12 protein-coding genes are annotated in these 12,540 nt (G+C 49.8%); 2 read left to right on the forward strand and 10 right to left on the reverse strand.

Translation table 11 applies throughout. The annotated features are described in order from the left end of the window. Nucleotides 1-2: 2 nt before the first annotated feature. The 7 genes from lptG to C0K55_RS02915 all read right to left on the reverse strand — a co-directional run bounded on the left by lptG (nt 3) and on the right by C0K55_RS02915 (nt 6,471). Nucleotides 3-1,082 carry an LPS export ABC transporter permease LptG gene (lptG, locus tag C0K55_RS02885; protein WP_105266446.1) on the reverse strand — a complete coding sequence of 360 codons (1,080 nt, stop codon included), beginning with the start codon at nt 1,080-1,082 and terminating at the stop codon, nt 3-5. After that, nucleotides 1,079-2,149: an LPS export ABC transporter permease LptF gene (gene lptF / locus C0K55_RS02890; protein ID WP_000779618.1), complete on the reverse strand. Its 1,071-nt coding sequence runs from the start codon at nt 2,147-2,149 to the stop codon at nt 1,079-1,081. Before lptF ends, lptG begins: the two co-directional genes overlap by 4 nt. Nucleotides 2,150-2,179: 30 nt before the next feature. Beyond that, nucleotides 2,180-2,737, reverse strand: a complete 558-nt coding sequence (locus C0K55_RS02895) for a YtfJ family protein (protein WP_105266447.1) — start codon at nt 2,735-2,737, stop codon at nt 2,180-2,182. Nucleotides 2,738-2,748: 11 nt separating this feature from the next. After that, the gene (locus C0K55_RS02900; protein WP_038354416.1) at nt 2,749-3,573 is read right to left on the reverse strand and encodes a hypothetical protein; all 825 of its coding nucleotides are present in this window, start codon (nt 3,571-3,573) and stop codon (nt 2,749-2,751) included. Further along, nucleotides 3,573-4,922: a lipopolysaccharide biosynthesis protein gene (locus C0K55_RS02905; RefSeq protein WP_000896902.1), complete on the reverse strand. Its 1,350-nt coding sequence runs from the start codon at nt 4,920-4,922 to the stop codon at nt 3,573-3,575. Before C0K55_RS02905 ends, C0K55_RS02900 begins: the two co-directional genes overlap by 1 nt. A 102-nt stretch (nt 4,923-5,024) precedes the next feature. Beyond that, on the reverse strand, nt 5,025-5,726 hold the full coding sequence (locus C0K55_RS02910) for a hypothetical protein (RefSeq protein ID WP_105266448.1): 702 nt from the start codon (nt 5,724-5,726) through the stop codon (nt 5,025-5,027). A 31-nt stretch (nt 5,727-5,757) separates the two neighbouring features. After that, nucleotides 5,758-6,471, reverse strand: coding sequence for a dTMP kinase (locus C0K55_RS02915; RefSeq protein ID WP_105266449.1), 714 nt, complete (start codon nt 6,469-6,471; stop codon nt 5,758-5,760). 173 nt (nt 6,472-6,644) lie between these two features. Between C0K55_RS02915 and C0K55_RS02920 the strand changes: the two genes are divergently transcribed. After that, the gene (locus tag C0K55_RS02920; RefSeq protein ID WP_001517097.1) at nt 6,645-7,337 is read left to right on the forward strand and encodes a dTMP kinase; all 693 of its coding nucleotides are present in this window, start codon (nt 6,645-6,647) and stop codon (nt 7,335-7,337) included. Nucleotides 7,338-7,385: 48 nt separating this feature from the next. On the opposite strand, the gene pitB is transcribed toward C0K55_RS02920, so the two are convergent. Both pitB and gss read right to left on the reverse strand, forming a co-directional pair. Next, nucleotides 7,386-8,885: an inorganic phosphate transporter PitB gene (gene pitB, locus C0K55_RS02925; protein WP_000933317.1), complete on the reverse strand. Its 1,500-nt coding sequence runs from the start codon at nt 8,883-8,885 to the stop codon at nt 7,386-7,388. Nucleotides 8,886-9,186: 301 nt separating this feature from the next. Then, nucleotides 9,187-11,046, reverse strand: a complete 1,860-nt coding sequence (gss, locus tag C0K55_RS02935) for a bifunctional glutathionylspermidine amidase/synthase (protein ID WP_001517098.1) — start codon at nt 11,044-11,046, stop codon at nt 9,187-9,189. A 204-nt stretch (nt 11,047-11,250) separates the two neighbouring features. On the opposite strand from gss, the gene yghU reads away from it, so the two are divergent. Further along, nucleotides 11,251-12,117 (forward strand): glutathione-dependent disulfide-bond oxidoreductase, encoded by an 867-nt coding sequence (yghU, locus tag C0K55_RS02940; protein ID WP_000131798.1) that lies wholly within the window; start codon nt 11,251-11,253, stop codon nt 12,115-12,117. Nucleotides 12,118-12,282: 165 nt separating this feature from the next. Here yghU and hybG read toward each other — a convergent pair whose 3' ends face one another. Beyond that, entirely contained in the window at nt 12,283-12,531 is a 249-nt protein-coding gene (gene hybG, locus C0K55_RS02945) for a hydrogenase maturation factor HybG (RefSeq protein ID WP_000334894.1), read from the reverse strand. Nucleotides 12,532-12,540 lie beyond the last annotated feature (9 nt).

Raw genomic sequence — 12,540 nt, forward strand, 5'->3', positions numbered from 1 at the left:
GATTAATGTTGCCTGTCATACCAATACACCAGAATCAACGCCACCAACACAAACGCTACCGGTAAACCGAGCGCGGTAACGGGCGCGCTCAACGCAAATAGCAATCCCAGATTGACCATGATTTGATAGCTGATCCAGGTAAGCAAGCCAACGATGACGCCTACAGCAAGACGGCTGCCCATCCCCGGCGAGCGCGGAGTGCTAAAGGTAAAGGGTACAGCCAGTAAAATCATCGCCAGAGTTAAGATGGGTTGCCCCAGCTTTTCCCACAGTGCAAGGCGGTATTCGCTGCCCGGTTGTCCGGTTTCCTGCAAATAATGGATGTAATGGTTGAGCTGACGGACAGAAAAAGTATTCCCCGGCATCGATAACTCTTCGAGATTCATACTGGTGAATGCCGATTGCCAGGCAAGATTGGCTAATGCTTCCTGCGTTTCTTTACCGTTAAGCCATTTTTTGTGATTCACGCCGTGCAGGATCCACGTTTTGTCGTTTTCAATGGTGGCACTGCGTGCGTAAATGTAGGATTCGAGCGAGAGATCGTCGCGGTAATGAAATATCTCCACGCCCACAGGCTGACCCAGTTCATTCAGCGATTTCACCGTCACAAATTCATTGCCGCGCCTGGCCCACAGCATATTGCCGGTAATATCATCCTCATCTCCCAACGCTACCGCGGTAGATTTAATTTGCAGTGCCTGTTGCTGCAATGGCGACGCAACCCACTCATCAATCACGCCTAACGAAACAGTCCACAGTATTCCGGCGACCAGCGCCACCAGTGCAATACGGAAAATAGAAAAACCCGTGCTACGAATGGCGGTAAGTTCGCTGTTTTTCGATAGTTGCCCCAGGCCAACAATCCCACCCAATAACGCGATAAATGGTGCAAGCTCGACCAGTGTGCGCGGTAAGGTCATCAGTACCACCAGCACCGCCTGAGTCCAGCGATAACCACCAGGGCTGACATCATCCAGTTCGTTAATCAGGTTGAAGGTGGTAAAAAGCGGCAACAGTAGCCCGGCCGCGGCAGCAAAACCGAGGAAGATATGGCGGATTAAATAGCGACTGAAAACATTCATCGGGAAAATTTCTGCAGCAAAGAGAAGTCGCGAGCAACCAGCATCAACAGACCTATTAGCATGAGTCCGGGCACTAACCACAAACCAGGAATGAGGGGAATCGCGCCGTTAGCTACCAGGGTGCGGCAGACGTCGCCGCCATAAAAAATGGCAATAAACAGTAATGTCAGTGGCAGTAACGTAGAAAATCGCCCCTGCCGCGGTTTTACCCGGCTTAAAGAAATAGCCAGCAGTGCCATCAACAACGCCGTCAGGCCACGGCTTTGTCGCCATTGCAGCTCGGCATGATCGGCAGGAAAGACAGAGTGTGCCAGTTCCGTGACCGATTTCGCTTTGCGTTTGACGTTAGGGCTTTGATCCAGCGGATTCAGATGTAATTGCAGATTACGGTAAAGCTGTTCGTTGTCGTCACGGCCCTGATGATCGAGAAGATAGGCAGTTCCGTTATGCAACATAACGGTAGGTTTCTCGGGTGATGGGTCGACCACATCGACCGAACGGGCGCGGAAAATACGTGTTCGATTGGCGGTAGAAGTATAAATCAGCGCATCGGTCAGGCGGTTATTATCTTGATCAACCGTCTGAGAGAGGATCATTCGTCCGTTATCGTTAGTGTTAAATTTCTTTGCCCGCAACTGGCGAACATCCAGCTCCGACTGCGACTGTTGCTCCAGTTGATAAATCTGCGCATAAGCCCACGGCCTGCCATACATCGACAACAGAGTGACAAAAATACTTAGCGGTATCGCCAGGTAAAGAACGGCTTTGTACAAACGCGCCGGACTGCCTCCCGCCGCAGAGATAGCGGTAATTTCTGAATCGGTATACATCTGCCCAAGCGTCACACCAACCGACACATACAGGCCAACCGGTAATAACATCTCCAGTGCAATCAGCACCTTGTAGAAAACGATATCCAGTACAACATCAAGCGCTAAGGTTCCATTTGCCGCTTCGGTCAGATAACGCTGTGCGGAGTAGCTGGCAAAAATAAAGATCAGAAAACCGATGATAATCAGCACCAGACGGCGCGTACCACGCATGATGTAGTGCTCAACCAACTTCATCTCACTAACGCCCTCAATCCTTTGAATTTTTTATTCATTGATCAGCTTATGTGCTAACGCAATAACATGATCTACTTCTTCCGGCACCAGGCTACCGTCCTTTGCCCACTGGATTTGCCCGTATTTATTCAGCACCAGAATGGTTGAACTCTGCTCCGGCAGTTGCCAGGCAAGACGTCCCAGACCATTGGCGTCAATAACAAATTGCGCCCACGGATAGCGGCGTTTATTTTTTTCAATTTTACCTGCCACGAAATAACCGGTGCCAAAGATGGCATCATCGGTGTTCACTATGGTGGTGGGCTGAAAACGATCCTGAGGGAAATTTGCTATTTCTACTGCTTTGATTAGCAATGAGTTCTTTTTCTTTGCCGACTTTCGCCCGGCAATATACTGGATAATACGAACTTTTCCCGCCAGTTGCGTGCTATTCCACTTTTGGTAGTGAATCTCTTCGTTATTAAGCAGCAACTCACCGCCTTCCTGGATATAAACAGGGGGAACCGGTTTTCCTGTGACGAAATTGTGTGCCTGCGCACTAGGTAATAAGAGCATGATAATCAGTGCGACAATCAAACGAGATAACATCATTACCCCGGTTATAGCGGAAAACGCGAAATCAGCAGTTCTAAACGCTGACGAATATCGCTATCGAGTGCCACTGGTGCATCATACGACTGGCGATTTTCCATATCGTCCGCCACCATGTCGTCGTGCTTATCTCCCATCAGGCCATTAATGGCTGCGAGAAAGCGGGAAATCTGCAACGCCTCTTTATTTTCAGGATCAAGCGATCTTAACGTGTCGTAATAAGAAACCTGCTGGCTGATGATTTTTCGCACATCATGAAATTCCCTGCCTGTAAGCTGTGGTTTGGCAACAATCTCCTTCAGAATGTGCATTTGCTTCTGGCGATAAGCGATAAAGCCGTTCACGCTTTCTAACTGGCTATGGCGTAATAAATAACTCACCAGCCACCATACAAGAGGGCTTAAATAAATACGTAACAAGTTTCCGTAATACGACACGATATTTTTCTTACCGTTACGAAAACCGTCCTGAAAACGCCCAAGAAAAACCGTCGTTTTGCCGAATAAGAATCCCGCCCGGTGTTTTTTTAAATACAACCGTTGGGCAAAACGTAAATGCTTGTAGCGCGCCCGCATGTATTTAAACTGTTTGCGCTCGTCAGACGTAAGCTCCTCACCTTTGGACTGTTTGCGGATTAAATGCAGTAACTCCTGACGATTAACACCATTCAGCCAGAATTGCAGACATAACGCATAGTTATCCTGAATGATTTCAGCAGTACAACGCAAAGCAATTGTCGATGGTAAACTGACCCACTCATCAATAACATCATCTTCCTCAACCGCAATAAATAAACGCTCGCTCGCCTCAAGCGGGAAATATTTTCTCATCATCAGGATTTCTCTCCGGCTGCGTTATAACGCAATGAATGGCGCTGAAAAAACGCCTTTAAGGTCGGAATTAATGAGAGCGCCACATCCAGACATTGACCGCCGAAATAGGCAAACGCCGCCCCCAGCACGCCAAACAGATGGCAGAACATGAACAGCAACACGATGTAGCCGATTGAAGCGATGGTTTGCGCCACGAGAAAAGCGCGTTGTTTCCCCGCCATCAGCAGCAATGATTCCTGCGGGAAACCCAGCATCGAAATAACAATCGCGCCCAACATGACCTGAATCAGGTCATATGCTTCGAGATATTTAACGCCAAATACCAGCGAAATAAGTGGTTTACCAACGATCAACACCGCAAGCGCAACCAGAATGCCGATCCCGCCCGCCAGCAAGCCGGACTTCACGCCTAACAACCACGGTCTGGTGGTTCGAGGATCTAAACGCATCACTTCAGGGTAAAAGCTCTTACCCAGCAAACTGGCGGGCGTTCCGGCAGCGTCAAAGAATGTCATAGCGATTTTAAATAATCCGGCGGCCGCTGGCCCTAACACGATCCCCACCAGCACCGTGCTGCACGAGTTACGCGCCGACCAGATGGAGTGAGCAATGTTGGTTGACCAGACAAAACTCCACGCGCCTTTAATGTGTCTGGCAGACTCAAACAGATTTAATTTGAAGGCGTTATGGATATTTCTACGACGCAGTTCACGCGCAGCAAACCACCAGTACATCGTGCCACCAACCAGATTCGAGGCGTACCAGGCGATCACGAAGCCCGCAAAACCAAAGTCAAAATACCAGGCAATGACGCTTCCCGCCGCACGCAGAAAAGGTTTCGTCGCCTGCTGCACCGCAATTAAGTCGAAGCGATCCACTGCGCGCAAAATGCCGGTCGGCGTGGAGGAAGCCATTGAGGGGATAAGCGTGCAATAGAGCGCCGCCAGCCAAAAACTTTGCTCATCCAGACCTAACGAGTGAGAAAGAAATGGCAGCAAGGCAATGCCGCCGACAATCGCCACCGCACCACTGACGATATCCAGCGAAAAGGAAAAAGAGACAACATTGCGAAATTGTTGGGGATTATTATTGGTTAAGGCTGGCGTGCCATACTGCACTACCAACTGCCATGTCTGAAACTTAATAAAATCACTGATCGACTTGGCATACGATTGCACAATCACCAGTACGCCAAACATGGCTGGCGTCATCCCTTTCCCTGCGCATGAAAGCGCCAGTAAACCCAGCAAAGCGCTCACGACATTGCTGGAGCCTAACCAGGCGCTATTGCGAATAATGGTGCGAAATGCGCCATCTGCAAACCAATGTTTGATGTTAAAACCCGCCAATTCAGCCAGACCTTATCGTTGAAAATGAAAAACAGCCCGCCAGCCTTAAGTTAAACGTCGGCGGTCAGAAACGATGGCAATCAGAGAAACCGCTTTCTGTGCCTATTCCAGCACTTCGCTGTAGGGCGCTCTGGAATCAATCTCAAGAATTTTTGTGCCGTTATAGCCAATCTTCGACATGACACCGATTTTGTCCTGCAACTCGGCATAGTCATGGTCAGGCTTGCGGGAGATAGCAGTATCAATATCAATACCCAGACGAATGATTAATTCCGGGCGGTATTGCGCCATTTGTTGGTATAACTGCCGCTCACGCTGCGCCAGGAACATGTTGATTTTCCCGGCCGCACGTTCGACGCCAATCCCAGGACCGTCATAATAGAAACCGGAAATTTCAGCCTGCGGAAAGCGATCGCTGACCACCAGAACACCACTTTGCGCCAGTCGCTGAACTTTGCGCAGATTTGCCATTCTTCGCAGCGAAAAGCCGTACATAATCGCCGCCGCCCAAAGCGCCGGAGATTGGGTTTTCATACTTTGGGTTTTGGAGGATTTTGCCGCCAGTCTCCGCTCCAACCAGACACCAACAAACGGTAAGCGTTTAATTTTGTCGCCGTCTTCGCCCGAGAGCAGCCCCAGATAGCGGCGCTCGGTTTGCCAGTGCTGTTGCAGTGATTTCACCAGATCGGTGGTCAGCGTGGATTTCCCCGTGCCATCACACCCGACCACCGCAATCAGCCCTGGAATGTAGTTGGGCTGCGGCGCAGTTGTACTATTAGCAGTTTGCGTGTGTAGTGCATCCATTCGTTAAATCATCCCTTATCCATTTTGGTGATCAGGAAAGCGCGGCGTGAATTGAGCGTAGTGACACTTGCAGGACTTCATCGGCGGGTTGCCGCCCATCCAGTTCAAGGATCTTTGCGCCATTGAACGTCAGTTGTGGCGTGACGGCGATTTTTTCCTGTAACGCCGCCAGTTGATGGTCGGGCTTACGCGAAAACGCCGTCTGTTCATCAATAGCAAGACGAATCAATAACACAGGTAAATAAGACGCCATCCACTGGTATAGTTTCAGTTCGCGCTGCCTTAACATTTTTATCCAGCCGTTACCGCCAGTAGTTTTTGCCAGTTGCGGGCCATCAAAGCGAAAACCCGGCACTTCAACCTGCGGGTAGCGATCTGTAATGAGCAGATAGCCTTGCTGGCTTTTGCGCAACATTTTGCGAAACTTGTACGCCCGCCAGCAAGAAAGCAAATAAATAACCAGCGCGGTAATATTACCGGGCGGCGTTGAAGGCTTTTCATGCACATGTGCCGCTTTGCCTCGCAAATAACGGCCAAAAGGTGCACCAATAATGGGGAGCTGTGAAATCCACTCACCAATTCGCCCGGACGATTGCCCGAGATAAATGTGTTCTGTTGGCATTTTTGCTGCCAGTTCATTCACCAGACTTACCGTGAGGGTCGATTTACCCGAACCATCACATCCCACAATGGCAATAACGCGCACTGGCGTGGAATTAATTATTGACATATTACGTTGATTCACGAAAAACCCGGCAGCAAATAATGTATTGAATATTACGTGGTCCGTGCTCAGAATATCCGTTCAACCTTATTGTGACAATGGTTAATTGTGGTATTACCCTGAATTACGCTTTCATAAAAACACATTAACCAAATAAATATTTTGGGTGGATATTTAAATTTAAGGATATATTCATGCAATCAATAACCTCTCCGTTAATTGCCGTTATCGGCAGTGATGGTTCAGGCAAGTCAACGGTGTGTGAACATCTCATTACCGTTGTCGAAAAATATGGTGCCGCAGAAAGAGTTCATCTCGGGAAACAAGCAGGGAATGTGGGGCGAGCAGTAGTCAAATTGCCCTTAATGGGGAAATCACTTAATAAATCTATTGAACGCAATAAAGTGAAAACGGCGAAAAAATTACCGGGTCCCGTTCCGGCGCTGGTAATTACAGCATTTGTCGCCCGTCGCTTACTACGCTTTCGCCATATGCTTGCCTGTCGTCGTCGCGGGTTAATTGTTTTAACCGACCGTTATCCGCAAGACCAAATTCCTGGCGCTTACGATGGTACGGTGTTCCCGCCTAACGTTGAAGGCGGTCGTTTTGTCTCATGGCTGGCAAGTCAGGAACGTAAGGCGTTTCACTGGATGGCGAGCCATAAGCCTGATCTGGTCATCAAACTCAATGTCGATCTGGACGTTGCCTGCGCGCGTAAACCCGACCACAAAAGGGAATCGCTGGAAAGGAAGATAGCCATAACGCCGCAGTTAACCTTTGGCGGTGCACAACTGGTTGATATCGATGCCAATCAGCCGCTGGAGCAGGTGCTGATTGATGCGGAAAAAGCGATTAGGGATTTTATGACGGCACGAGGTTATCACTAGTCAGAAGTGATAATGCCCGATCGCAGGGAGCGGGCATTATCAGGAAGGTTAAATAAGCTGCAATGCTATCCAGTACAGACTACCAGACAGAAAAATTGCCGCCGGTAAGGTAAACACCCATGCCATCAGGATACTGGTTACCGTTTTACGCTGTAACCCACCGCCATCCACTACCATCGTCCCCGCCACCGCAGAAGAGAGTACGTGCGTTGTGGAAACAGGCATACCGATGTAACTGGCAAGACCGATAGACACTGCCGCCGTCATTTGCGCCGCCATGCCTTGCGCATACGTCATGCCACGCTTACCAATTTTCTCACCGATGGTCATCGCCACACGACGCCAGCCAATCATGGTGCCGATACCGAGCGCCAGTGCTACCGCCATGATAATCCACACCGGAGCGTACTCAATGGTGCTTAACATATCGCTGCGCAGTTTTTTCAGCAGGTTCTGGTCTTCTTTGCTAACGCCTGGCAGTTTCGCCAGTTTCGCGGAAGTATCAGAGATGCAAAGCATAATGCGCCGCAACTGACTGCGTTGACTTACGTTTAACGGCTCGTAGCTTTCCATATTGCCCGGCAGCATCGTTTTGACACGAGCAATCGCATCAAAAGTATTTGCTGGATGACAGTGGAACTCCGTCGCTTGCGTGCCTTCAGTTGATGCCGCAGGCAACGGGGGTTCCATCGCAATCAATTTCTGCGGCAGTTCCGGATGCTGTTGCAGATAGTGTTCGAAGTTGGTCACTGCATCGCGAGTACGGGTAATTTCATAGCCGGAAGCATTCATATTGACGACAAACCCGGCGGGCGCAATTCCCACCAGAACCAGCATCACCAGGCCGATCCCTTTCTGTCCGTCGTTCGCGCCGTGCGAAAACGCTACGCCCGCAGCGGAAACAATCAGTGCAATGCGCGTCCAGAATGGCGGCTTACGTTTACCTTTTTTCTTTTTGCGATCTTCAGGAATGCGGTGAATACGGTCACGCTTTTTCGTTCCGCTCCAGAAACGGCGCAGCAGGAAAATCAGCCCTCCCGCAATGACAAGACCGACGATAGGGGAGACAATCAGCGAGGAGAAAATCTTGGTCACTTCACGCAGGTTTAACGCATCCATCACCGATGAGCCGGTTAACAGCGCGTTGGTTAAACCAATGCCGATAATAGCGCCAATCAAGGTGTGCGAACTGGAGGCCGGTAAACCAAAGAACCATGTTCCCAGATTCCAGATAATCGCCGCCAGCAGCATGGAAAAGACCATCGCCAGACCATGAGTTGACCCCATATTCAGCAACAAATCGGTTGGCAACATATGGACGATGGCATAGGCGACGCTAAGTCCGCCAAGCAATACACCAAAAAAGTTAAAAAATGCTGCCATCACCACAGCAAGTTGTGGCTGCATGGCACGGGTATAAATAACGGTTGCGACCGCATTCGCTGTGTCATGAAAACCATTAATTGCTTCATAGAACAACACAAACGCCAGAGCAAGTAATAACAAAAGCCCCGTATATACATCAAGGCCAACAAATAAATTTAGCATATATTAGATTACGCCATTTTGAATTTACGAACGAACGCATTATCAGTGACTTTAATGGCATGGGCAAAGTGAAATATCGCTTTTTAGTGATAAAAACAATGTTATTTCTTTAGGATCAGGGAATAAGTCACCATTCAGAAATCACGGAAAGAATTCATGACAAAGAATTTCAATCCCTAATATATTTATATTATGAATTTATTAATCTAAATAAATCCACCCGATAAATGTTTTGATTATTACACAAACAATTTTCCGCACTGGTTATTTCCATAATCAGTGCGGTTTATGGCAAAGTTTATTACTCTTTCACCACAATTAACGGTTCAATATCACTCTCTTTCTTGATGACCAGTGATTCATCTCCGCGCAAGCAAGTCCCACCGTAGTTACCGCCAACAGTGAAGGTACATACCTGAATGTATTTACCGTCCACTTTTGGCAGACACCACAACTGCTGGTAAATGTTTTTCTGCTCGGCAAATTTACCGCTGGTTTTGTCCAACACCTCTTCATGATGGCTGACGAGGTCGATATTGCTGCCACAGCGACCGGCAATCGGCTTCACGGCGTAACCGGTTTTCACCAGCTCATCATTAACGGTGAAATCGGTATCCAGCAGGTAGCGATGGTGCGGGAACAACGACCAGAGGATCGGCAGAATCGCTTTGTTGCCAGGGATCACCGTCCACAGCGGCTCAAAGACCAGTACTTCCGGACGCAGCAGAACGTCTATCAGGCGCACTTCATTTTGCGGATGGCCGGTACGGATCGGCACCGCAGCAAACTCACGGTCGCTGACTTCGCGAATCTGATCAAACGCGGTTTCCCATGCCCAGGTTTTCCACACGCAGTTAACCAGTCGCCCTTCCCCATCAATCAGTTGCCCGGCAGCATCCCAGCGCAGCTCGTCTAACCCGCGCAAGATACGCGTTTCAAAGCCCGCCTGTTGCAGCGCCTGCTCCATAAACTGCGCGTGATAGTTCTCCTCGATATCTTTGTCCTGCATGATATGGACAAACGGACGTGCACGACTGTGTTTCCAGGCACCAGCCAGTTCGTTAATCAGCCCTTCAGCCGGATTGAAGCCGTTGCCTTTATAGCCTTGCTCCGCCCAACGTTCGAGGATCAAGCCCGCTTCAGTATGACAGGAGGCAGAATCGGCGTTGTATTCGTAGACTTTCAGGCCACGCTCATCCATGCAGAAATCCATACGACCGGTGATCATATGGTGACGGCGACGCTGCCAGGAGAGACGCAAACGCGGCCAGAGGATTTTCGGAATGTCGAACAGCGCCAGCAGATTGTCATCTTTCAGCACCTTGTCGGTGGCGTGGAGATACATCAGGTGCAGCTCGTTGGTGGCTTTAATCAGCTCCTGCTCGGCACTCTCGGTAATGGTGTAATAATGATACGGATCCTGATTGATCACTTGACCGTTCGCCTGCACGTAGGCGTTTTGTAGCGGATCTTTTTCATCCAGCCATTTGCCGTCAAACTGGCCTTTGTTTTCCAGCCGCGCCCCGCTGATTTTCAACAAATCACCTGCAATTTCCGGCTGCGGTAAACTGTGTTCGGTATCTTCTGTCTGGATCATCCAGCCCAGGATGGTGGTGTCATCGAAGGTGTCTTTCAGGGTATAGCAACCGTTTTCGACCACCATTTCCAGCTCACGCGTCCACTGTTGCCCTTGCGGCAATGGAGAATGAATCACGTTCTGTTCCGCAATACGGACTTTATTGCCGCGTAATTGGGTAATGATGGCGACATGGCCGGTGTCTTTAAATTCACCGCCCTTATCCCAAATAAGAAGCGCTCCTGCGACCGGCGCACGCGGCGAGCCGTTAGGAAATGCCTGCAATGGCAGGATGTTGTCGTTAACCACTTCACGCAGGAAGCGCAATGAGAAAATCTCCCACGCCATGCCCACATCGGTGAAGACCACACCGTAATTCAAAAAGAGAAAACGGCGAGCAAATTCAACACATTGCCATTTGTGGCCCATATATTCATCGTCGATATAGCTACGGAATACGGCGTCATCTTCGTATTCCTGCGGATCGAGAGAACTGTAATCTGAAGAGTAGATTGCTACACCACCGGGGGCGTAGCCCAATAATGTCCCGAACGGGGCATCCTGGCTGGTCGTTCCTTTGCTCATCACTTTACCTTTAACAATACAACCTAAGCAGTTGGCGTAATTGTTGTGCTCTGATTACCTGCTCAGCGACATTAACCGGACAGAGGTCTGACTTATCATACACCTCAACGCAGCGGCTGGTGCAAAGGGTTAAAAAATTCACAATCTGTACAGCAAGCGAGCTGCTACACTGCTTCAACACTACCACTCAGAAGGCAATTCAGTATGACTGACAATACTTATCAGCCCGCGAAAGTCTGGACGTGGGATAAATCTGCTGGCGGCGCGTTCGCCAATATCAATCGCCCGGTTTCTGGTCCGACGCATGAAAAAACGCTGCCTGTTGGCAAGCACCCGTTGCAACTTTATTCGCTGGGTACGCCAAACGGTCAGAAAGTAACGATTATGCTCGAAGAGCTGCTGGCGCTGGGCGTCACCGGCGCAGAGTACGATGCCTGGCTGATTCGCATTGGCGATGGCGATCAATTCTCCAGCGGTTTTGTCGAAGTGAACCCGAACTCGAAAATCCCGGCACTGCGCGATCATACGCATAATCCGCCGATCCGCGTGTTTGAGTCAGGTTCGATTCTGCTTTATCTGGCGGAGAAATTTGGCTACTTCCTGCCGCAGGATCTGGCGAAGCGCACTGAAACGTTGAACTGGCTGTTCTGGTTACAGGGTGCTGCGCCGTTCCTCGGTGGTGGTTTTGGTCACTTTTACCATTACGCGCCGGTGAAAATTGAGTACGCCATTAACCGCTTTACTATGGAAGCCAAGCGTCTGCTCGACGTGCTGGATAAGCAACTGGCGCAGCATAAGTTTGTGGCGGGCGATGAGTACACCATTGCTGATATGGCAATCTGGCCGTGGTTTGGCAACGTGGTGTTAGGCGGCGTGTATGATGCCGCAGAGTTTCTTGATGCGGGTAGTTATAAACACGTGCAACGCTGGGCGAAAGAAGTGGGTGAACGTCCGGCGGTGAAGCGTGGGCGTATTGTTAACCGCACCAACGGACCGCTGAATGAGCAGTTGCATGAGCGCCATGACGCCAGTGATTTCGAGACAAATACAGAAGATAAGCGTCAGGGGTAATGGTTAGCGTTCGTCGCAGCAAGCCCTCCAGACCGATGTAGGCCGGATAAGGCGTTCACGCCGCATCCGGCAATCAGGCAATCAGGCAATCAGGCAATCAGGCACAATGCCTGATGCGACGCTCGCGCGTCTTATCAGGCCTACGAAAGCATCCGACTTTAATTATCACGCGCTGGTAATGTCGTAATCCATATTGCGCAGCGCGTCTAATGTGGCTTTGGCTTCATCTTCATCGATGATGCTCATGGCAAACCCGACGTGCACCAGCACCCACTGGCCCAGCAAATCAGCCGGATTGCCTTCGCAAATCAGGGCGATATTCACGTCGCGCTTGATACCACAAACTTCAACCTGCGCAAGTTGGTGAATATCTTCACCGACGGCCAGCACCTGGCCAGGAACGCCAATACACATTGTTAACTC

Origin of the sequence: Escherichia sp. MOD1-EC6098, assembly GCF_002965865.1 — a bacterium.
GTDB classification, from domain to species: Bacteria; Pseudomonadota; Gammaproteobacteria; order Enterobacterales; family Enterobacteriaceae; genus Escherichia; species Escherichia marmotae.